This is a genomic window from Paenibacillus sp. 79R4 (genome assembly GCF_013393165.1).
Lineage (GTDB): Bacteria > Bacillota > Bacilli > Paenibacillales > Paenibacillaceae > Fontibacillus.
Genome location: NZ_QJOT01000002.1, coordinates 176931 through 199161 on the forward strand (window position 1 = coordinate 176931; position 22231 = coordinate 199161).

Consider the following 22231-nt stretch of genomic DNA (forward strand, 5'->3'; position numbering starts at 1 on the left):
GCGGACGAGCCCTATAAATGAAGTCTCGGAGGTGCAGCATGTCGTATCGACAGCTAAAATGGATGATCTTGATTGTCCCGACGCTACTGATCGGGATTTGGGAATATGTCCGACATCAATTTCTGATGCCGTATTTATCGATGGATACAGGCAATTACTTGACCCCTGTGCTGCTGTTTATGATTAGCGTGACTTTGCAGTATAAATGGTTCCGCAAGCTGGAGAGCATGCAGGAGGAACTCCAGAAGGAGCGGGCCCATAAGGCGAGCTGGGAAGAGCGGGAGCAGTTGGCCAGAGAGCTGCATGATGGCATCGCGCAATCTTTGTTCCTGCTGTCTGTCAAAGTGGATCGGGCGGAGAAAAGACAGAATTCCAGCGGCGAGGCAGCGGATTTAAACGAGCTCCGAACGACAATCCAAGACGTTAACCGCTATGTCAGGCAGGCGATATCCGACTTGAAGCTGCCGCCAGATATTGACGCGGAAGGGAATCAGCTCTTATTTCCGGAGCGAATTCAGCAGATTGCTGATGAGTATCAACTGGGGCTGCATCTGGATTGGACGCTGACCGAGGAGCGATGGTCAGCCAAGGAGAAGCTGGAGCTGCTTGCTTGTATCCGGGAGGCGATCGTGAACGCCAGCAAGCATGCCGCTGTGCAGGAGATCTTTGTGCAGGGAAGAGAACTGGAAGCAGCTTTTCAAGTGAGCATTATCGACCGGGGGAATGGCTTTACAGTAGGAGAACTATCGCCGGAGCGGTATGGACTGCGGATCATTAAGCAGCGAGCCGAGCAGATGTGTTGGAACTTGACCGTAGAGTCGATGTCGGGAGAAACCTGTATTATGATCCAAGGAGGATATAGAAACCATGAGAACACGCGTATTGATCGTTGATGATCATCCTCACGCCCGCGAGGCGATTAGTGACATCCTTTCGGAGGATGAGAGCTTTGAAATCATCGGATTTGCGGAGAGCGGGGAGGAGGCAGTCTTACAGACGGAAATGTGGATGCCAGATCTTATTCTCCTAGACATTCATCTCCCCGGTCAGGACGGACTTGCAACGACGAGGGAGATCAAGCTGAAGTTTCCGTATGTGAAAATTGTGCTTGTCACCGTTTCCGATAATGTGGCTTATCTATTTGAGGCATTGAAGCAGGGCGCGCAGGGCTATTTGCTGAAAAATCTTGAGCCGGGCATTTGGCTCGAATACCTTCGCGCAGTGGCTAGTGAAGAAGCGCCGATGACAAGTGAGCTGGCTTTACGTATTTTACAGGAGTTTTCGTTGCAGAAGCCGGACCAGACCGGTCACCATCCCCTCACGAATCGTGAACGTGAGATACTCGATTGGGTTGCCCGAGGGATGACGAACCGGGAGATTGCCAAGGCACTCGACATTTCCGATCAGACGGTAAAAAATCATCTGAAGAACATTATGCACAAGCTGCATCTGGAGAATCGGGTACAGTTGACGCGTTACGCGATGGAGCAAGGGTGGATCTAGAGCGGGCCTGTAGCCTCAGCGAAACGGGTATTACACGCATAAGGAATACTAGAACAGCCCAAAAACTCTTTTTTTGTAAAAAGGCTTAACATTGGACTTAAAATAATCTTCCAATCCCGAGGATCCATCCAACTGAATAAATGTAACGGGTGGGTCAGGAACATGTACGGAATTTGCCACCATACCCGCTTTAGCTACAATCTCATCTATGTTGCCATTTGCTTCAAGAGCAATGAGTGTGTGTGGCTTCTCATCCACCTGTGGATTGAAGAAATGCGCATGATACGCGAGCCTTACTTCTTTCATATCCGCAAATAGTTTGCCTAGCGCTTCAAGAAGCTCTTTGGGATTAACGGCCGGTTGTCCGATCATAACCTCAGTCTCTTGCTGAACTTCATATTGCTGGGAAGAGGCAAAAATAGATCCATCTAAAATGGACGCTATTTCTGCTGCCGTAAATTCTTTTCCATAGCTCGAAGTTGGATTTAGAAATACATCAGCACCACGCGTTAATTGAAAGAAATCCACAGCATTCATTGAACAATACTGAACTTCCTGGTCAATGGTCTCCTGTAAACGGCGTAATGAAGTGAAGATCGGTATATATTGCTTCTGGTTGATTTCAATATTTAACAACTGGATCGATGAACCTTCTTGTAGAACTCCTTCGTACGTCTCATGTTCACTACCGTATTGAATGGTGTAAATATTGGAGCCCATCAGTTCCTTGTAAAAATCATTTCGGGCAGAGGGGGTGGTTGCGGCCTTCACTAAAATATCCTCAAGCGTATTCTCCGGTTCAAACGTCATGATTATTATCACTCCAATCGCGATATGAGCTATAGATGAGTTTCCTGTTTTTGATCTCGCTTACCACTTTATCGTAGTTTTCTTTCCACTCGTCATAAGTATCAAATTCTTCCTTGGTAATGGGGTAATACTCGGGAACATCGCAGATCCCTGTAAGGATTTCAAAGGCGTATTGCTCTCCGAAAATGCCCGCGCTTGAATAAGGACCTTCCTTAAGCCTTTTATAGTTCCAGCGGTTCACAATTCCACAGCTCCCTTTCGTTTAAAGACGATGTGTCAACTTTAAACAATTATATTGATTTTACTCTTTTTCCTACAAAAGTTTAAGCTTCCAAACTCCTAGTTTTTTATTTCACAACCGGTTATCTTGCCCCAGAGTGGGGAATCAAGGCGGGATAACAACCTCCTTATAATATAATTTCAGTATATGAAAAATTCATAATAGGAAGATCAAATTCATGCTGCTTAGTTACTTTTACTTTAACTGCTCTCCATACAACGCTCTAGCAACGTTAATTCCACTTAAAAAGGACCATTAGGTCCATTATTGTGAAAAATTCATATGTTCGATATACTGGAAACAAAAGGGAGGTGACCGCCCATGGCTTTTATGATTGCCCAGCGGGCTTACATTAAGTTATACCTGATTACGAAGGTGGAGCAGCGTCGCGGGTATGGGTATCAGATGCTGGAGGAAATGAAGGAGGAATTCCAGCCGTTTGGGTACGTGCCTCCGCTAAGCGAGATTTACCGGGCGTTGCATGAGCTGGTGCAGGAGGGAGTTCTGTATCGGACCAAGCAGCTGAAGGGAAATGATCCGAGCGTGGATTTTCAGGAAATCGTGCTGTACCATTTTACGGAAGAGGGACGGGATAAGGCCAAGCTTTACAAGAAGCAGGTAAAGACCGACCTCGATCGCTGTATTGGCATGCTGCAAAAGGCGGTTCAGGACAATTATAACTAGTTATAGTTAATTCCGATAAGACTACTGATTGTATCGTGTCGCGAAGCCATGTATGATGATATTTAAGAATAAATCGAGTTCAAAAAAGGCGAATTTTGAGCGCCCTCTCAACTTAATATTTGTGGGAATAGGTGCTTCTGTTGGGAGCTTAAAAGGGAAGTCCGGTGCAAGGCCGGCGCGGTCCCGCCACTGTAACAGAGGAGTCCGTTGCGATTCTTGCCACTGATGAACCCCATCGGGAAGGCAGCAGGAAGACGTTGAATCTGGAGCCAGGAGACCTGCCTATTCTGACAACACTGCATTACCTACGGGAGATAGGGAGGTGTTAAAGATTACTGCCATTGTATATCTATACAGAGGTTTCTCTTTAGCATTGCTTAAAGGGGGCCTCTTTTTATTTAAACTGGACTGGATTTATAAACGTGTATTCCATCAAACATTATTTATGGAGGTTGATTGAATTGGGTAAAATCGTAAGCGGTAATCTTGGGTATCCCAGAATCGGACGAAATCGGGAATGGAAAAAAGCAATTGAGGCTTATTGGGCAGGGCAAATCGCGGAGCCTGAACTGCGGGAACGACTAACCGCGATCCGCCTGGACAATTTGCGTACGCAGCAAAGCAAAGGAATCGATGTTATTCCGGTCGGTGAGTTTACTTATTATGATCATGTGCTGGATACGGCGGTAATGTTCGGATTAATTCCGGCACGATTCGAATATGCCGACGGGGCGGTACCGCTAGACACTTATTATGCTATCGCCAGAGGAAATAAACAGGCAGCGGCCAGCGAGATGACCAAGTGGTTTAATACAAATTACCACTATATTGTACCTGAGCTGGGTGACAGAGAGCCGAAGCTGACTGTAAATTATCCGCTGGAGGCGTACCGGGAAGCGAAGCAAGCCCTGCAAATGGAAGGCAGACCCGTATTGCTTGGTTTGTATACGTTCCTGAAATTGTCCAAAGGATATGCGGAGGGTGAGTTCAGTGCTTGGGTCGACAAGCTGCTGCCGCTCTATATTCAGGTGCTGCGCGAGCTTGCGGCAGAAGGCGCAGCCTGGGTACAAATCGATGAACCAGCTCTCGTAACGGAGCTAGCCGCTGAGGATATCCAGCAGCTTCATTTGATTTACAAGACGATCGCTCAGGAAGTACCGGGAATCTCCATCATGCTGCAAACCTACTTCGCTGCAGTATCCGGATATCAGCAAGTGATTGCTCTGCCGGTACAGGGGATTGGCTTGGATTTTGTTCACGGTCTGGAGGGCAATCTTGCCGCGCTGCGTGAATTTGGCTATCCGGCAGGCAAGGTGCTTGGAGCCGGGGTTATCGATGGACGCAACATTTGGCGCGGTGATCTGAAAGCGGCGAGGCAGCTGCTGGATGAGATTGTAGAGCTGGCTCCACAGGCAGAAAAGGTGATCGTACAGCCCGCGAGCAGCCTGCTGCATGTACCGGTCAGTCTGCAGGGGGAGACGGAGCTGGAACCGCTGTTGAAGGATGCACTGGCCTTTGCGGAAGAGAAGCTGGATGAAGTCGCCAGTCTCAAGGAATCGTTCAGCAGCTTGTCCATCCCTGCCTTATTCGCGGAGAATGAGCAGTCCATTCAGGCATTGTCTGCTGCCCCGGTCCGTAATCGTCATCATGTTCGCAGTAGTGTGGAGCAGGCGTTGCAGCAGCCCGCGGTGCGGAAGAACGAATTCACCACACGCAGAGTGAAGCAGGAGCAGAAATGGCAGCTGCCGTTGCTTCCTACGACGACCATCGGCAGCTTCCCGCAGACCAAGGAAGTGCGCTCGGCACGGCAGAAATGGCGCAAAGGCGAATGGACCACGGAGCAATACGATCAATATATTCAATCTGAAATTGATAAATGGATCCAAATTCAGGAAGATATCGGTTTGGATGTACTCGTGCACGGAGAGTTCGAACGTACGGACATGGTTGAATTTTTCGGCGAGAAGCTGCCTGGATTTGCTTTTACGCGTGGGGGATGGGTTCAGTCCTATGGGACGCGCTGCGTGAAGCCGCCGATTATTTACGGGGATGTGGAATTCGGTCAGCCGATGACTGTAAAAGAGACACAATATGCGCAATCGCTGACACCGAAGCCGGTTAAAGGTATGTTGACCGGACCGATCACTATATTGAACTGGTCCTTTGTACGGACGGATATCCCGCGGAAGCATGTTGCGTATCAAATCGCCCTTGCCTTGCGTAAGGAAGTAGAAGCTCTGGAAAGAGCCGGGATCGAGATGATTCAGGTGGATGAGCCTGCCCTGCGGGAAGGGTTGCCTCTAAAACGGGAGGACTGGCAGGAATATCTGGATTGGTCGGTCAATGCTTTCCGGATTTCTACAAGCTCGGTGCAGGATACGACGCAAATTCATACCCATATGTGCTACTGTGAATTCCAGGACATCATCGATTCGATCCAGGCTCTGGATGCCGATGTAATCCCGATCGAGACATCACGCAGCCATGGAGAACTGATCAGCAGCTTCGAGGAACATACTTATCCGCTTGGCATCGGCCTTGGCGTCTATGATATTCATAGTCCAAGGGTTCCTTCCAAGGAAGAGATGTTGTCCTTGATCGAACGGGCACTCGAGGTATTAGATCCACAATTATTTTGGATTAATCCCGATTGTGGACTGAAGACAAGGGGACAGGAGGAAACTGTCGCAGCTTTGTCACATATGGTGTCAGCGGCAGAAACCTATAGAGAGAAAGTAATTTCACGTTCTTAAATGGAAAATAATGAAGGTGTGACAAAAGCTACAGAAAATTTTCTAGAAACTGCAATTGACAAATCACCTTGGGTAATTTACTATGTTAACGATATCTCTAGAGAAAAAGTTAGTAGATAGGAAACTAGTAAATTCACCAGGAGGAACCATAAAATGGCTAAAGTATTATTTGTTAAAGCTAACAACCGTCCGGTTGAGCAATCCGCAACAGTAAAATTGTATGAAAGCTTCTTGCAATCCTATAAGGAAAATCATCCTGGGGATGAAATTTCCGAAGTGAACGTATTTGAAGCGAACCTTCCGTATTATGACAACGACATCATTAACGGAGGATACAAACTGGCTAACGGATTCGAAGCAACTCCGGAAGAAGTAAAGGCTGTTGAACTTGCGAACTCATACCTTGATCAATTCCTGAACGCAGACAAAGTGGTATTTGCGTTCCCATTGTGGAACTTCACCATTCCTGCACAACTTCTGACTTACCTGTTCTATTTGAATCAAGCAGGCAAGACTTTCAAATATACTCCAGAAGGCGCTGTAGGCCTGGTTGGCGACAAGAAAGTAGCATTGTTGCACGCTCGTGGCGGTGTATACTCCGAAGGACCAATGGCTTCTTTGGAAATGTCCTTGAATTATGTAGCTAATACGCTGGCATTCTGGGGAATTAAGAACACGGAGAATGTGATCGTTGAAGGCCATAATCAATTCCCGGATCGCGCCGATGAGATTATTCAGGACGGCATCCAACGTGCCGCCGACCTTGCTGCTCGCTTCTAATTTTATTTAGTTAGCATCTGATTGCTCAATTCACCGAATATAAAATGGGCTATCCCGACTAATCTATGATTAGCGGGGTAGCTTTTTTTATGAGTTTAATAGAAAGTATAGCGGTGAAGTGATAAAGGAGCCGCATTATAAGCGGCTCCTCTGAATCCATTACTTGTTGTTCTTGTGATACTCGTTGAGTAATTGATCAAGCTTTTGGCTCAGAATTACGATTTTCCGGTCGGTCAGCTTGCGTGTAGAAAGTTTATTTAATTCCAACCGAAGTTCTTCAATCCTGCGGATTAACTCCAACGTCGAACAACCCCTGAAATTAGAATATCTATGTTATACGTCCGCTGTGCACTGGCGACCGTCGTGCGGAATCCCTACTTTCGCCTGCTCCGCCCCAGGCGTAAAGTGGTAAGTAATCATTTCTCTATCCGAATGGGCAGCTCCTCCTTAACAGATAAAAAATGTAAGTAAAAGTCGTATCACGGCAAAATATGAAACTATTTCGTTCTTTTTTTGCTATAATAGCGAATACAGCTTAGAGATACGGAGGAATTAGAGAATGCTTCAGAAGACACATACTTTAGCAGGGCTAGTCGCGGCCGAATGCGTCATCATCTACTACAATCAGCCGCTTCTATCCTGGGAATCGGGAGCAGCGCTGCTCATTGGATGTCTGGTAGGCCCGCTAGCGGATATTGATAAGAGAGGATCAACGATGGCCAAGATTCTGCTGCCGCTGTCATGGCTGCTGCAAATCTTGCGCGTTAAGCACCGCACTTTGACACATTCCCTGCTGTTCCTGGTGTTGTTAGGCTATCTGTTGACTCCATTGCCTGACTTCTATTATTGGACGATCATCGCCGCTTATGCCTCGCATCCGCTCATTGATCTTCTGAATGATCAAGGGGTTGCTCTACTCTGGCCATTGAACCGGAAATTCCGCTTTTTGCCGAAGCCGGTCGCGATCGATACAGGATCTATGCAGGAGATCATTTTCAGAACGACATTAGCTGTACTGGCTATTATTTTACCGTTCGCACAGTGGGACTCATTTTGAGTCTTTTTTTTATTGGTGCTTCATTATAAAATGGAGTTTACTTTATGTATGTTCATGTTTAAGTCAGACTTTCAGCATTGAAGCTCATGTTTTTTTGCGATATGCGTTTTTTCAAAACGCTTCTGCTGGATGAAGCCAGAGGTTGGGGAGAAGAACTGCACGTTTCCGCAGAAAACGGCTTCGCAAGTATTTGGTTGCAGTGAAGTGAGTAAACCTTAGGAAATAATGAATAATACTCAATATAATTGAAGGAGAAATGTTATGGTTTCGGATTGGGAAACGGTGTTTAAACTTTGCATTGCTTTATTATTTGGTTTGTTCATTGGCATCGACCGGCAGCTGAAGCAGAAGCCGCTTGGGATCAAAACCTGTATGGTCATCTGCATCTCAAGCTGTCTTGTGACTATCGTCTCGATTGAAGCCTTTCAGAAATTTGCCGGGCCGGATCATCCCAATATGGACCCGATGCGCTTGGCGGCTCAGATTGTAAGCGGGATCGGTTTCCTGGGGGCAGGGGCAATACTGCGCCGCAGTAATGAAGGAATCTCCGGACTTACGTCCGCGGCGATGATCTGGGCGGCTTCCGGGATCGGGATTGCGATTGGTACGGGATTTTATATCGAAGCCGGGTTAGCTGTTATTTTGCTGATTCTCGCTGTGAATTTCGTCCCATATCTCATTAAGTGGATCGGGCCTTATAAGCTGAATCAACGCGATGTCTCCCTGAAGGTCGTCATGGAGGAGCATGGGAATGTCACGGATCTGATTCGGATTATTGAACGCAAGGATGACAAGAGCGGCAACAGGCATATTCTGCAGCATCGCATCCGCCGGCTTAAGATCAAAGACCTGGATGAAGGACGCCACCGGGTAGACATGGTAATTACAGCGTCGGAGAAGGAATATACAACAGAAATTTATAACTTTGTACGAAATATCGAGCATGTAACCAGTGTCGAGGTCGAGAATTTATAGCAGGCAGCGGTCGAGGTCGAGAAGCTATAGCAGGCAGCGGTCGAGGTCGAGAATTTATAGCAGGCAGCGGTCGAGGTCGAGAAGCTATAGCGGGCAGCGGTCGAGGTCGAGGAGCTATAGCGGGCAGCGGTCGAGGTCGAGGAGCTATAGCAGGCAGCGGTCGAGGTCGAGAAGCTATAGTGGGCAGCAGTCGAGGTCGAGAAGCTATAGTGGGCAGCGGTCGAGGTCGAGGAGCTATAGCAGGTAGCGGTCGGGTAAAGAACCTATAGCAGGCAGCACCCTTTCTAACAGGTTGACTTTCAGCACCAAGAAGCTTGGATGTAACTGGGGTGGAAGGAGCTGAAAGAGCGAAAGAAGCGTAGTCTGGCTTAGGTGTAACTTTACGTGAAATCTGAGCTAGTTTAGCCGGCTTCCCCGTACGGTGTCCCCTTGTACAACATAATGTCCATTGCAGGGACGTTATTGTCGTTACAGGGAGATCATCACGCCATTTCATTATGCGCTAACGGAAATCACAGCCCTTATTTCGGTAAAATAAGGCCATTTGGATTTCTAACGGAACTGGGATGCGTTATTGAATCAATAATGAGGGAAATTACTTGGATTTAGCCCAAATAACGTCCCTCATTTCCGTTAGAATTTGTAACCTGCTGATTTCGGCCATATAACGGATCACATTTCCGTTAGCGTTCCTTTTGTGCGATTGGGGCATTAGGTGGATTAGGTGCGTAGGTGCAATAAGTGTGATAAGCGTGATAGTGCAATAAGTGTGATAAGCGTGATAGTGCGATAAGTACAATAAGTGCAATAGGTGTGATAAGTGCAGTGCGATAAGTGTGATGCATGTGTAAGGGTGGTAAAGGCAACGAGGGGATAGGGACGATAGAAAAACATGACATCGCAAGCATCCACCCGGCCCGCTTGGTTCAATGCTATGATCGCTCCGTGATCCTATGGCGTGTTTCGTCGACGTGTGAAGTAGCTGATTAGTTTGATTTGTTGTGGACAAGCTTGGAATGCTCAAGTTAGCTTGACTAGTTTGATTTGTAGTGATTAGTTTGATTTGTAGTGAATCGTTCGAAATGCTTAAGCTAGCTTGATTAGTTTGATTTGTTGTGAATTAGCTTGGACTGCTCGAGTTATCTTGATTTGCCGTGGACTAGCTTGGACTGCTTGATTTAGCCTGATTGCTTATCTGTCGTGGACTAGCTTGGATTACTTGAGTTATCTTGATTTGCCGTGGATTCGCTCGGACTGCTTGATTTAGCTTGAAGTAGCTAATATTAGCGAGAGCAACCTTGGGCCGACCCAAGCTGATTTACCTCAAGAAGAAGGTTTGTTTAAATTCAGTTTAAATTAGTAGGGTATTCTTCTCTATAAGAACCATTTTAAACAACCGTCTTCGTCTAACGAAACTACAGATCGTTATTTGCTTAAAAACAGGAGCAAAAAAAATCTAACGAAACACCATATCGTTATTTGCGAGAAAATGAAGCAATAAGCCCCTTATTCGCTCCAATAACGTTATCCAGTTTCGTTAGAATTTTAGCCGGCCCAAATTGCTGGAAATAACGTTACTCTGTTTCGTTAGAGGTTAAGAGCGGATCATTCAAGGAGAAGAGCCATGAAAACTGCCAAGAAAACAGATATATCCAAACCTGATTTCTCATCATTCTATCGATTAATGAAAGAGACGAAGCCGCCGGTGGCTTTAATCATTGTCTCGATTTTGCTTAGCGTTGTTTCTACGCTGGTCGGCCTGGTCATCCCGATGTTTACCAAAAGCCTGGTCGACGGATTCTCTCTGGAATCCATTAGCCGAATGCAGATTGTCGGTCTGGTCGCCGCCTTTATCGGGCAGACGCTGGCGGCCGGCGTGTCCATCTTTCTGCTGAATTACATCGGCCAGAAAGTAGTTGCCATCGTTCGCGATAAATTGTGGAAGAAGCTGCTTGCTTTGCCGGTATCCTATTTCGATAACAATCGGACCGGTGAATCGGTCAGCCGGATGACGAATGACACGGGGGTCATTAAGACCTTCATTTCCGAGCATGTCGCCAGCTTCTTCAGTGGGATCATCTCCATTATCGGCTCCGTCGCCGTACTGATCTATCTGAACTGGAAGATGACATTGATTATGTTCCTTGTGATTCCGCTGGCGGCGCTTGTGCTTGTGCCGATCGGCCGCAAGATGTATAAGGTCTCGATCAGCATGCAGGATGAGACCGCCTCCTTCACAGCGATGATCAGCCAGGTTCTGTCTGAGATTCGGCTGGTAAAAGCCTCCAATGCGGAAAAGATCGAGTATGAGAACGGAAACAAAGGCATTCAGAATCTGCTGAAATTCGGGATCAAGGAAGGGCTGATCATGGCCTGGATCAGTCCGTTGATGAGCTTCGTCTTAATGATGCTGCTCGTAATAGTCATCGGTTATGGCGGTATGCAGGTGTCTTCAGGCGTACTGACCGCCGGGGAACTTGTAGCCTTTATTCTATATTTGATTCAGATCGTCATTCCTGTGACGCAGCTTAGCACCTTCTTCACCCAACTGCAAAAAGCCAACGGTGCGACCGAGCGGATGATGCAGACACTGAACGAGCAGGAGGAGGACTTCCATGCGGGTCTTGAAGTGGCGAATGCGCAGCTTCCCGTTAAAATTGAAAATCTGTCCTTCGGTTATAAACCGGATGAACCTATCCTTCAAGGGGTAAGCTTCCAAATGGAGCCGGGTACGGTCACGGCGGTAGTTGGCCCAAGCGGCGGAGGGAAGACCACGCTATTCCAGGTGCTAGAGCGCTATTATCTGCCGCAGCAGGGACGGATCATGCTTGGCAGCGAGCCGATCGATTCCTTCTCACTCCGTTCCTGGCGGGGGATTATCGGCTATGTGTCCCAGGAGAGCCCGATGATTGCCGGGACGATTCGCGATAACCTGTGTTACGGAATCGAACGCGAAGTCAGCCTGGAGGAGCTGGAGCAAGCCGCGAAAATGGCTTATGCCGACGGGTTTATCTCCGAGCTGCCGGAGGGCTTTGATACGGATGTAGGCGAACGCGGAGTGAAGCTGTCTGGCGGACAGCGGCAGAGAATTGCCATCGCCCGTGCATTGCTCCGTGATCCGAAGATTTTGATGCTGGATGAAGCCACATCCAGTCTGGATAGCCGCTCGGAAATCGTAGTGCAGCAAGCGCTCGACAATCTGATGGCAGGAAGGACAACGATTGTTATCGCTCACCGGTTATCCACGGTTGTTGGGGCGGATCAGATTATTTTTATTGAGAAGGGAAAAGTCACCGGACGGGGTACCCACGAACAGCTGCTGCAGCATCATGAGATGTATCGGGAGTTCGCGACGCAGCAGCTGCAGATTGCCGAAGCTTCACCGGAGCTCACCCTTCAGCAACTATAAACAGATCGTAGGTGAATAGTCGATTATGGCAAAAATACTTGTTGTTGATGATGATCATCATATCCGCGAGCTGGTCAAGGTTCTGGTTGAAGAGGCGGGGATCGGCGAGGTGCTGGAAGCGGCCGACGGGATTGAAGCGCTTGAAATGATGGAGGCGCAGCGGGCGGATATGGTTATACTGGATATCATGATGCCGAATATGGATGGCTGGGAGCTCTGACGAGAGCTGCGACAAATGTATGAGATGCCGATTCTTATGCTGACCGCGAAGGGGGATACAAGACAGATCGTCAAGGGCTTCGATCTTGGCACGGACGATTATCTCGTGAAGCCGTTTGAGCCTGCCGAGCTTATCGTGCGGGTAAGGGCGCTGCTCAAGCGGTATCAAGTAATCGCTTCACAGAGCGTGGCGATCGGTACACTCCAGGTGGATCGTAAGACCTTCCAGGTCACGGCAGAGGATGAGAGCCTCACGCTGCCGCCCAAGGAATTTGAGCTGTTGTTCCTGCTCGGCAGCTATCCGGGCAAGACTATTTCCAGAGAGCAATTGATCGAGGATATCTGGGGCTTTGACTTCGAGGGAAACGAAAGGACGGTGGATGTCCATGTGAATCGGCTGCGTGAGCGGTTCCCGGAACAGCGGTTCCGCTTTCGCATAGTCACGATTCGCGGGCTGGGCTACCGTCTGGAGGTGTGCCAGGAAGAACGATGAAGATCATGAAGAAAATATGGAATATCGTGCTGCATCTCGTTCAATATGCCGCTGTGCTTTTATTGCTTGTGGCCAGCTGGTTTGGTGCTTATTATATTATGGGCTGGATCTATCAATATACGGGAGTGCCTTCCTCTTCTTATATCCTGCAGGCTATCAACATCATCGTAGCATTTCATCTGTTCTTTGGTACCATGATGCTTATGGGGGGACTCTTCTTCCGTAAGAAGGAGCTAGCCAAGATGAAGAACATTCTGGACGCGATTCGCCGGATCTCCAAAGGCGATTTCTCCGTGAAGCTCGATGAACAGGCGGAGTACAGGGAATTCAAACAAATCGTGGAGAGTGTCAATGAACTGGCCGGGGAATTAGGTCGGATGGAGATGATGCGCCAGGACTTTATCTCGAATGTGTCGCATGAGATTCAATCTCCGCTTACCTCGATTCGCGGTTTTACTGAAGCGTTAAGAAATCCGCAGTTGAATGAAGGACAGCGCGGGCATTATCTGGACATCATTGAAGGAGAGAGCCGCAGGCTCTCGCAGATGAGCGATAATATGCTCAAGCTGTCCTCGCTTGAATCGGACCGTTCCTCCTTCGAGCATAGCCGATTCAGGCTGGATCGCATGTTGCAATCAATTGTGCTCGCTATCGAGCCGCAATGGCTGGCCAAGCAGATTGAGATCGAGCTGGACCTTAAGGAAGTTTATATTGAGGGCGTAGAGGAATTGCTGAGTCAGGTGTGGGTCAATCTCCTGAATAATAGTATTAAGTTTACACCGATGAAAGGGAAGATATGGGTCGATCTTACTGCGGATGAAGAGGGGGCCAAGGTCGTCATTTCCGATTCCGGCGTAGGTATTTCCAAGGAAGATCTCCCTTACATCTTCGATCGCTTCTATAAAGCGGATAAATCAAGGAACCGCAATGCGGGCGGCAGCGGACTCGGTTTATCTATCGTCAGGAAGATTGTTGATATTCATCGCGGGCAGATATCTGTGGAATCGCAGCCGGAACAGGGAACACAATTTACAGTTTTTATTCCAATTCAGTGGCAATAATGAAAAGCTTGTAATCCTTTTTTAACCGTTTATTTGGAATCGATCTTAATTGTCATGGTATGATAGAATCATATGTGTGACTTTAGTCGATAAAAGGATGAACCAAATGAGTAAACAAATACTAATAGTAGATGATGATGAGAAAATAGCCAAACTGATAGAGATCTATTTATTAAATGAAGGATATCGTGTGATCAAGGCGGATAACGGCTTGGTAGCACTGGACATCATTGGACAGCAGGAGATTGATCTGATCGTACTCGACGTAATGATGCCGGGTCTCGATGGAATCTCGGTATGTCTGAAAATCCGCGAGACTTTGACAACGCCAATATTAATGCTAAGCGCCAAAGATGGCGATATGGATAAAATTACTGGGCTTATGACCGGTGCCGACGATTATATGGTGAAGCCCTTTAACCCGCTGGAGCTGGTGGCCAGGGTCAAATCGCTATTGCGCAGATCTTCCTATTCAGCGCAGCCGACATCGTCCGGCATAGGTCACATTATCAAAATCGGTTCTCTGCAGGTAGATAAAGAGACGCACACGGCCAGCGTTGATGGCAAGGCAGTCAAGCTGACTCCGATCGAGTTCAGCATTTTGTATCTTCTCGCCAGCCATCCGGGACGGGTGTTCAGCTCGGAGGAGATCTTTGAACTCATCTGGAAGGATAAATATTTCGAGAGCAGCAACTCCGTTACTGTGCATATCAGCCGCTTGCGAGATAAGCTGGAGAAGGAAATGGAATGCGAAGCGCTGATCAAGACCGTATGGGGGGTAGGCTATAAAATTGAAGGCTAGTCTCCGTTTTTTGTCCTGGTTGTTATGGACGGTAGTCACCTCGCTAGTTGCTTTGCTTCTGCTCTTTCAATTAGCCAAGCTGACATTCTTCCTATTTCCCCATCTTACCCTGCAATCAGCATTGATCTGGATCAACCGGAATATTGGCTTCCCGGAAGTGTATTATTTGTCCGGTGTGCCGATTCTGATGCTGTTCGCCCTGTATTTCTACAGGCGTAGTGTGCGGAGGCATGAGGAGAAATATTTGAAGCTGCTTATTGAGGAAGTACACCAGATTGAAGAGGGCTCAGCATCACGAATTCCGGTCGAGAATGTGGGTCAGCTCGGTCAGCTCGCTACAGATATTAACCGCATGATCGATCGGCTCAGAACCTCGATTGAGGAGGAACGCCGTGCCGAGCAGACCAAAAGCGAGCTGATTACGAATGTATCGCATGACCTTCGCACCCCGCTGACTTCGATTACCGGATATTTGGGGCTTATCGACCAGGATCGTTATCGCGATGAGGTTGAGCTTCGCTATTATGTCAACATGGCATATGAAGAGTCGCTGCGTCTGACACAGCTTCTGCAGGATCTGTTCGAATTCACGCGGCTGCAAAATATGGAGATGAGGCTGGAGAAGCGGAGAATTAATCTGGCCGAGATGTTATATCAGATTACAGCTCATTTCGGCTGGCAGCTGCAGGAGAGCGGGATGGAATGCCGCCTTTATCTCAAGCCTCAGCTATTCATTCTTGCAGACGGGGACAAGCTGCGGAGGGTGTACGAGAATCTGATCACGAATGCCATCCGCTATGGCAGCGGCGGAAAATATATTGATATTCGCGGTGAGCTTACGGCAAATGAGGTAATCACAGAGGTCATCAATTATGGCGAGCCGATCCCGAAAGCCGATCTGCCGCATCTGTTTGATCGTTTCTATCGGGTGGAGAAATCGCGGGCAACGCATACGGGCGGCTCGGGAATTGGACTGGCGATTGCCAAGCATATCGTTGATCAGCATGAAGGTACGATTATGGCGGAAAGTAATGAACACCGCACCGTATTCCGGGTTCGCTTAAGGAAGGATGACTCGGAATAAAGAGAGATCGAAGTATTGATCTGATGTTTGTAACAGCTTAAGGCTGCAGGTAATTAACCATTTGGAGACTATTCCAGATGGTTTTTTTGCGCTTGTCGCGTTTTTTTAAGGATTAAGCAGCGAAATCTTAAGATAAACTTAAGAAAATCTTATCCGTCCTGCAAGCTATGTCATCCATAATGGACAATAGCATTACTGGGCGCCTTGGATAGCGCTCAGATAAAACTCTCAATTACTATTTTCTGTTGCAAGAATAGAAATTGGTAAGATGACTGCGGCAATGTCCGCAGGAAATACAGAGAACCAAGGGAGAAACCTATGATGAATAGCCGAATGATGGATGTAATTTACCGTGAGTATAAAAGCGATGTGTATCAATATTTATATTATTTATGCCGGAATCACCACAATGCCGAGGACCTGATGCAGGAGACATTTTACCGGGCCCTGACGAGGCTTGACGGGATGGAACCCAAGCGAATTAAAGCCTGGCTGCTGCGGGTGGCCCATAACGCTTACATTGACAAGATTCGTAAAGATAGCCGTTCCAATGTGTATGAGAATGAATTCTTCTATAACTTCTCCAATGAAGAGACGCCAGAGACGAAGGTGCTTACTCAGGAGGTTCGCGATGAACTATTCGATCAGCTGTCCCTGCTTCCGCCGAATCAACAGCATGCGGTGTTGTTGTTCGATGTACATGGATTTTCTTATTTGGAATCTGCCGAGCTGATGGGGATTGGATTATCTCATTTTAAAATACTGCTGTACCGCGCCAGACAGAAGCTGCGTAAAAGCAGGCAGACGGCTTAGTAGGCTTGCTTCCATTTTTGGAATGAATCATTCATAATAGATGGGGAGACTAACTTATTGCAAGGAGGAATAGGGATATGGCTTTCCATCTGCAAGATACAGTGACCCTGAATAATGACGTAAAGATGCCAAGATTTGGCCTGGGTGTCTATAAGGTACAAGAAGGGGACGAAGTGATTCACGCGGTCAAGGCTGCGCTTCGTGCGGGATATGGAAGCATCGATACTGCGGCGCTTTATAATAATGAAGAAGGTGTGGGACAAGCTGTTCGCGAGGCGATGGCGGAGAATGGTCTGACCCGCGACCAGCTGTTCATCACCTCCAAGGTATGGAACTCTGAGCAAGGCTACGAGAAGACGCTGCAGGCTTTTGAGACAAGCTTGAACAAGCTCGGTCTTGATTATATCGATCTGTACCTCGTCCATTGGCCAGTAAAAGGCAAGTACAAGGATACTTGGCGTGCTTTGGAAAAGATCTATGAAGAAGGTAAAGTGCGTGCCATCGGTGTAAGCAATTTCCAAATCCATCACCTGGAGGATTTACTGGGAGAGGCGAAGGTCGTACCGGCCGTGAATCAGGTGGAGCTTCATCCTTACCTGAGTCAGAAGGAACTGCTTAGGTATGCGACCAGCAAAGGAATTTATCTCGAAGCATGGGCTCCGCTTGGACAAGGGCGCCTGCTTGACCACGAGATGCTGAAGGCGATCGGAAGCAAATACGGCAAGACACCGGCTCAGGTTATCCTGCGTTGGGATTTGCAGCTCGGGATTATCACGATTCCGAAATCAGTGAACGAACAGCGGATTATTGAGAATGCGGATATATTTGATTTTGAGCTGAGCGCAGAAGATATTGCGCAAATCGATGCATTGAATGAGAATAAGCGCTTTGGTCCGGACCCGGATACTTTCGATTTTTAAGCCATAGAAGTGCATAGTTGATAGAGCGAGGGAGCTGTGTAAGCAGCTCTCTTGTTGTCTTTCTTATTTTTCTGCAAGAAAAATTGTTCTGCCTCTCTCCTGGTGTCTGTGATAAAATCTTTTATATCCGCTGACTGGAGGAAATTATGACTTTTGTACGCAATTTGCTGCAATTCGGGTGGCTGCAGGCCTTATCTTGTATATTCCCGCTGATTATTTTTGGTACGCTGGGATTAACCAAGGTTGTGCATATCCCCGGCTTGCCGAGGTATGATCTGATTCTGATCATCTGCGTGCTGGCGCAGCTCGGGATGATTGTCTTCAAGCTGGAGACGATGGATGAACTGAAGGTCATCTGCCTGTTTCATATCATAGGTCTCTGTCTGGAACTGTACAAGGTACATATGGGTTCATGGGCTTATCCTGAACAGGCATGGACGAAAATTTACGGAGTTCCGCTCTATAGCGGGTTTATGTATGCCAGTGTAGCCAGTTATATTTGTCAGGCCTGGCGCAGACTTCAGCTGGAGATGGTGGACTGGCCCAGAGGGTGGCTTACCGTGCTTATTTGTGCGGCGATTTATCTGAACTTTTTTACGCATCATTTTATTGGCGATTATCGCTGGTGGCTCACCGCGCTGCTCTTCCTTATATTCTTCCGGACGAAAGTGCATTACACGCTTCATTCCCAGACGTTTCGAATGCCATTGATGCTGTCTTTTATCTTGATTGGCTTCTTCATCTGGATCGCGGAAAATATATCAACCTTTCTGGGGGCCTGGAGATACCCGGATCAGGAGCATAAGTGGCAGCTCGTTCATATCGGCAAGATCAGTTCATGGTTCCTGCTGGTTGTGATCAGCATTATTATCGTGGCGCAATTGAAGCATGTCAAAACGGGTCTAACCGGACGTAAAAGGGATGGGAATGAGGAAACTGTCAGTTAAGATAAGAACGGAGGTGGTCAGTGATGAATAAGTCGAAGGGTTATTTTTACTACTTGCTATGGACCATCGGAATGCTGATCGTCGTGTATTATGGCAACCAATTTGTTGGCATGATGGAATCGAAGAAAGGGGAGTTCCTTCGCATCGATTATAGCCTGCTGGGCAATATCATCTATGCGCTCGCGCTCGGGATCTATTTGAGCCTCCTGAATGGTTTGCCGACACGCAGGAAGTTTTACAGGCCATTGTTCTTTTTCGTATTTTTGCCTAGCTTGATTCTTATGATCTATCCGGTACTGGATATTTTCTTCAAGATGCCTTATTATGCTTTGTATTTGGATGTAGCCAGACAGGAGGGCCATTTCTTCTTTGGGATGCTCTGCGGGTTAACTTTGATGAAAAGTCTCTTTGGCAGTCGATAGAAAATCATGAATAGAGCATGAGAAAAAGGGATTTTTGAATCACATATAAGGAGAGGTGCGCAATGGGAAATAAAGTATTGATCCTGGGAGGATCGCGATATTTCGGGAAAAGGCTCGTTCAGCTGCTGGCCAGTGAAGGTCAGGAGCCAGTGACGGTTGCTACACGCGGGCTCTCGAAGGTGGATTTCGCAGGCGAGGTTCAGCAAGTTGTTCTGGATCGCACAGACGCAGCTTCCTTGCGGGACGTAGCACAGTCGGGGCCTTGGGATATCGTCTATGACAATATCTGCTACTCTCCAAATGAGGCGCTGGCTGCGGTACAAGCTTTCGAAGGTTATGCCGGTCGGTATATTGTAACTTCTTCAGCCTCGGTGTACGACTACCTTGATCATACGTTAGCAGAGGCGGACTTTGATCCCTATCATTATGAGCTGAAGATGGGCGATCGTGATACATTGGGTTATGCTGAGGGGAAGCGGCTTGTCGAGACGGTCTTTATGCAAAAGGCCAAGTTTCCAGTATGTGCGATGCGCATTCCCATCGTCCTTGGACTGGATGACTATACACGCAGGCTGCATTTCCATATAGAGCATGTACAGCAGGGACGAACGATTGGGGTTCCTAATCCTGAGGCGGCGATCTCATTTATCACTTCCGGTGAAGTCGCATCCTTCATGAAATGGCTAGGCACGGCTTCGATTACAGGACCTGTGAATGGAAGCTCGAATGGGGCGGTAACGATCGGCCAAATAATCAGGATGATTGAACAAGCTACCGGCAAAGAGGCGCATATCGCGCCAGAGACTAGGGAGGAGCATATGTCTCCGTTTGGCATCCCCGTCTCATGGACGATGGATACGGCCAAAGCCCAGGCAGCGGGTTACACTTTCCAATCCGTTCAGGAATGGCTGCCGGAGCTCATCCGCGATATCGTATCCGGACAATGAAAAGGAATGCTATATTCGTGTGAGAGGAGCGGATTCAAGTGTCGTTGCAAGGTCGGGTTGTTATCGTAACCGGAGCGGGGCAGGGAATCGGGCGTGGGGTTGCCAAGGCCTATGCCGAGCTTGGAGCCTCGGTTGTCGCAGCTGAGATGAATGAGACGGCAGGAAGCAAGGTCATAGAGGAGATCAACTCCAGCGGGGGAACGGGCCTGTTTGTTCCGTGTGATGTCAGGCAGGAGGCGGATATTATCCGCTTGATGGCCGCTGCTCATGAGCGCTTTGGCCGGATCGATGTACTGATCAACAATGCGGGGGTATCCCGATTTAAAGATCTGTTTGACTTAACCGTAGAAGATTGGGACGATGTGCTGAACACCAATGTGCGCAGCTGCTTCCTTGCCTCGCGCGAAGCGGCCAAATATATGAAGGCAGGTGGACGCGGTGGGGCGATCGTCAATATCTCATCGACGCGGTATTTGATGTCGGAACCGAACTCGGAAGCCTATGCCGCTTCCAAGGGAGCCATTGCTTCTCTCAGCCATGCCCTTGCGGTGACCCTTGGAAGCAATCAGATTCGCGTTAACTGCATTAGTCCCGGCTGGATTGAGACCGGGGATTATGGAGCACTGCGGGATATTGATCATCAACAGCATCCGGCCGGCAGGGTTGGAACTCCAGAGGACATTGCCCGGGCATGTCTGTATTTGACAGATCCGAATAATACCTTTGTTACAGGAGCGCATATCGTTGTTGATGGGGGGATGACCCGGAAGATGATATATGAGCCGTAGGCTTATTTTTATATAAGGAGAATGTTATGAGACCGATTTGAGTTAAGCCATGTGCTTCCAACTTAATATTTATATACAACTGAATAGGAGTGAACATGGTGAAATTCAGATCGTCTTTTTACTATTTATGGGGTTCGCAGACGTTATCGAATACGGTAGATGTGCTCTACCTGGTGGCCTTGACCACTTATGTGCTGAATCAGACCGGATCGATTATTTTTGCCACACTGGTGCCTTTTTTTCGCGTTGTCGCTCAAATGCTCAGCGGGTTGTTGGCGCCGCTGCTGATTAACCGATATCGCTTATCGTTCCTGCTGACGCTGGCGCAAAGTGGACAGTTTATGCTGTTTACTGTGCTTGCCTTATATCTGTCACCTTGGATTGGCGGTACGAATACCGTAGTTATTTATTCCCTTATCGCTGGTCTGTCCTTCCTGGATGGGTGGACGAGTCCGGCGCGGAATGCACTGATTCCACGATTAGTGGATGATTCGAGCTTGATGAAGGCGAATGGGATTATCGGAACGACAGATCAGATCGTGCAGTTCGCCGGTTGGGCGATCAGCGGAGTGTTAGTCGCAGCCATGGGTTCTTTTCCGGTATTAGTGGTAGTTGCAGTATGTTACTGTGTAGCCGCTGCGGTTACGGTTCTGATCGAGGATCCAACAGAGGCCAAGCGAAAAAGCTTATTCGATGTGCAAACCACGGTGATGAAGGCGAAGGTGACGCCGGGGGATGGAGCCTTGCCGGATGAGAAGGCTTTATCTCGCTGGGAGGTTCTGAAGGAAGGCTGGGTTGCCCTGTGGCGGGTTCCCAGGCTTCGGGCTCTAACGTTGATGGATATATGCGATGCGCTGGGGGGAATGGTCTGGGTCGGCGCGTTCATCCTTGTATTTGTCCAGGATGTGCTGCATCAGGATGAGAAGTGGTGGGGATATATTAATGCGAGTTATTTTGCCGGGGCAGTGATTGGCGGGCTTATCGTCGTCGCTCTGGTCAAAAAGTTCGAGAAGAAAATGTTTCTCTCCATGATCGTAGGAACGTTAGGTTATGGCCTGTTAACCGCCTGCTTTGCGCTAAATCATTCAGCGTGGCTGGCACTTGTCATTGTTCTCTTCACCGGGCCTTTTACCGAGCTTGCTGGAGTGACCAGGCGCACGCTCATTCAACGCAGTGTGAATAAAGAGATGCTGCCCAAAGTCTTCTCGGCGCAATCGACGCTGCTTAGCACACTGTATGGGCTGTCCCTTCTGATGTTAAGCGGGATTGCGGAGTGGTTCGGGATTGTAAATATGTATTTGCTGGCTGCCTTGTTAAGTTTGATCACGGCTGTGATCGGCTTTATGAATCGTAAGGCCATTCAGTTGTAAGAGCAACTAAAAGGGCATCTCCAAAGTCGATATTCGAACTTGGAGATGCCCTGTTTGGGTTGACTTGATATCACCATTGGCTTTGAGGGAATGATGATAATGGATATTTGTGGG

At 48.0% G+C, this 22231-nt stretch carries 21 protein-coding genes, 1 pseudogene and 1 riboswitch; of the genes and pseudogenes, 19 read left to right on the forward strand and 3 right to left on the reverse strand.

The features are described 5' to 3' along the window. The first annotated feature begins 38 nt into the window (after positions 1-38). Together DMN77_RS02805 and DMN77_RS02810 are read left to right on the forward strand one after the other, a co-directional pair. On the forward strand, positions 39-893 hold the full coding sequence (locus DMN77_RS02805) for a sensor histidine kinase (RefSeq protein WP_068780844.1): 855 nt from the start codon (positions 39-41) through the stop codon (positions 891-893). Next, positions 868-1503, forward strand: a complete 636-nt coding sequence (locus DMN77_RS02810) for a response regulator (protein ID WP_068780845.1) — start codon at positions 868-870, stop codon at positions 1501-1503. Before DMN77_RS02805 ends, DMN77_RS02810 begins: the two co-directional genes overlap by 26 nt. 48 nt (positions 1504-1551) lie before the next feature. On the opposite strand, the gene DMN77_RS02815 is transcribed toward DMN77_RS02810, so the two are convergent. Both DMN77_RS02815 and DMN77_RS02820 read right to left on the reverse strand, forming a co-directional pair. After that, positions 1552-2313, reverse strand: coding sequence for an enhanced serine sensitivity protein SseB C-terminal domain-containing protein (locus DMN77_RS02815; protein ID WP_179013414.1), 762 nt, complete (start codon positions 2311-2313; stop codon positions 1552-1554). Next, complete coding sequence (locus tag DMN77_RS02820) at positions 2303-2554, reverse strand: hypothetical protein (RefSeq protein ID WP_179013415.1); 252 nt, start codon at positions 2552-2554, stop codon at positions 2303-2305. Before DMN77_RS02820 ends, DMN77_RS02815 begins: the two co-directional genes overlap by 11 nt. A 360-nt stretch (positions 2555-2914) precedes the next feature. Between DMN77_RS02820 and DMN77_RS02825 the strand changes: the two genes are divergently transcribed. From DMN77_RS02825 to DMN77_RS02835, 3 genes are all read left to right on the forward strand, one after another. Further along, entirely contained in the window at positions 2915-3277 is a 363-nt protein-coding gene (locus DMN77_RS02825) for a replication termination protein (protein WP_068780848.1), read from the forward strand. Between the two features lie 112 nt (positions 3278-3389). Next, positions 3390-3577: riboswitch (cobalamin riboswitch) on the forward strand. A 161-nt stretch (positions 3578-3738) separates the two neighbouring features. Further along, positions 3739-6030 carry a 5-methyltetrahydropteroyltriglutamate--homocysteine S-methyltransferase gene (metE, locus tag DMN77_RS02830; protein ID WP_179013417.1) on the forward strand — a complete coding sequence of 764 codons (2292 nt, stop codon included), beginning with the start codon at positions 3739-3741 and terminating at the stop codon, positions 6028-6030. A 153-nt stretch (positions 6031-6183) separates the two neighbouring features. After that, a complete protein-coding gene (locus DMN77_RS02835) occupies positions 6184-6810 on the forward strand; it encodes an FMN-dependent NADH-azoreductase (protein ID WP_179013418.1) in 627 nt (208 codons plus the stop codon). A gap of 159 nt (positions 6811-6969) precedes the next feature. Here the strand turns inward: DMN77_RS02835 and DMN77_RS02840 are convergent, their stop codons facing one another. After that, entirely contained in the window at positions 6970-7110 is a 141-nt protein-coding gene (locus tag DMN77_RS02840) for an aspartyl-phosphate phosphatase Spo0E family protein (protein WP_068780851.1), read from the reverse strand. Positions 7111-7369: 259 nt separating this feature from the next. On the opposite strand from DMN77_RS02840, the gene DMN77_RS02845 reads away from it, so the two are divergent. The 14 genes and pseudogenes from DMN77_RS02845 (at position 7370) to DMN77_RS02910 (ending at position 22117) form a co-directional block, all read left to right on the forward strand. Beyond that, positions 7370-7867 carry a metal-dependent hydrolase gene (locus tag DMN77_RS02845; protein ID WP_068780852.1) on the forward strand — a complete coding sequence of 166 codons (498 nt, stop codon included), beginning with the start codon at positions 7370-7372 and terminating at the stop codon, positions 7865-7867. 261 nt (positions 7868-8128) lie between these two features. Next, on the forward strand, positions 8129-8842 hold the full coding sequence (locus DMN77_RS02850) for an MgtC/SapB family protein (protein WP_179013420.1): 714 nt from the start codon (positions 8129-8131) through the stop codon (positions 8840-8842). 1624 nt (positions 8843-10466) lie between these two features. After that, entirely contained in the window at positions 10467-12251 is a 1785-nt protein-coding gene (locus tag DMN77_RS02855; RefSeq protein ID WP_068780854.1) for an ABC transporter ATP-binding protein, read from the forward strand. A 25-nt stretch (positions 12252-12276) separates the two neighbouring features. Next, positions 12277-12963: pseudogene (locus tag DMN77_RS02860) on the forward strand (response regulator transcription factor). 5 nt (positions 12964-12968) lie between these two features. Then, positions 12969-14024 (forward strand): sensor histidine kinase, encoded by a 1056-nt coding sequence (locus DMN77_RS02865; RefSeq protein WP_179013421.1) that lies wholly within the window; start codon positions 12969-12971, stop codon positions 14022-14024. A 106-nt stretch (positions 14025-14130) separates the two neighbouring features. After that, the gene (locus DMN77_RS02870; RefSeq protein WP_068780857.1) at positions 14131-14826 is read left to right on the forward strand and encodes a response regulator transcription factor; all 696 of its coding nucleotides are present in this window, start codon (positions 14131-14133) and stop codon (positions 14824-14826) included. Beyond that, positions 14816-15910, forward strand: coding sequence for a sensor histidine kinase (locus tag DMN77_RS02875; RefSeq protein ID WP_068780858.1), 1095 nt, complete (start codon positions 14816-14818; stop codon positions 15908-15910). Before DMN77_RS02870 ends, DMN77_RS02875 begins: the two co-directional genes overlap by 11 nt. Before the next feature lie 318 nt (positions 15911-16228). Beyond that, a complete protein-coding gene (locus tag DMN77_RS02880; protein WP_229521020.1) occupies positions 16229-16723 on the forward strand; it encodes an RNA polymerase sigma factor in 495 nt (164 codons plus the stop codon). 77 nt (positions 16724-16800) lie between these two features. After that, the gene (locus DMN77_RS02885) at positions 16801-17643 is read left to right on the forward strand and encodes an aldo/keto reductase (protein WP_068780860.1); all 843 of its coding nucleotides are present in this window, start codon (positions 16801-16803) and stop codon (positions 17641-17643) included. Between the two features lie 146 nt (positions 17644-17789). Next, positions 17790-18590 carry a DUF817 domain-containing protein gene (locus DMN77_RS02890; RefSeq protein ID WP_068780861.1) on the forward strand — a complete coding sequence of 267 codons (801 nt, stop codon included), beginning with the start codon at positions 17790-17792 and terminating at the stop codon, positions 18588-18590. A 23-nt stretch (positions 18591-18613) separates the two neighbouring features. Continuing rightward, positions 18614-19012 (forward strand): hypothetical protein, encoded by a 399-nt coding sequence (locus DMN77_RS02895; protein ID WP_068780862.1) that lies wholly within the window; start codon positions 18614-18616, stop codon positions 19010-19012. Positions 19013-19074: 62 nt separating this feature from the next. Next, positions 19075-19959, forward strand: a complete 885-nt coding sequence (locus DMN77_RS02900) for an NAD-dependent epimerase/dehydratase family protein (protein WP_179013423.1) — start codon at positions 19075-19077, stop codon at positions 19957-19959. Between the two features lie 38 nt (positions 19960-19997). After that, positions 19998-20747 carry an SDR family NAD(P)-dependent oxidoreductase gene (locus DMN77_RS02905; protein WP_179013424.1) on the forward strand — a complete coding sequence of 250 codons (750 nt, stop codon included), beginning with the start codon at positions 19998-20000 and terminating at the stop codon, positions 20745-20747. Between the two features lie 95 nt (positions 20748-20842). Beyond that, positions 20843-22117 (forward strand): MFS transporter, encoded by a 1275-nt coding sequence (locus tag DMN77_RS02910; protein WP_068780864.1) that lies wholly within the window; start codon positions 20843-20845, stop codon positions 22115-22117. Positions 22118-22231 lie beyond the last annotated feature (114 nt).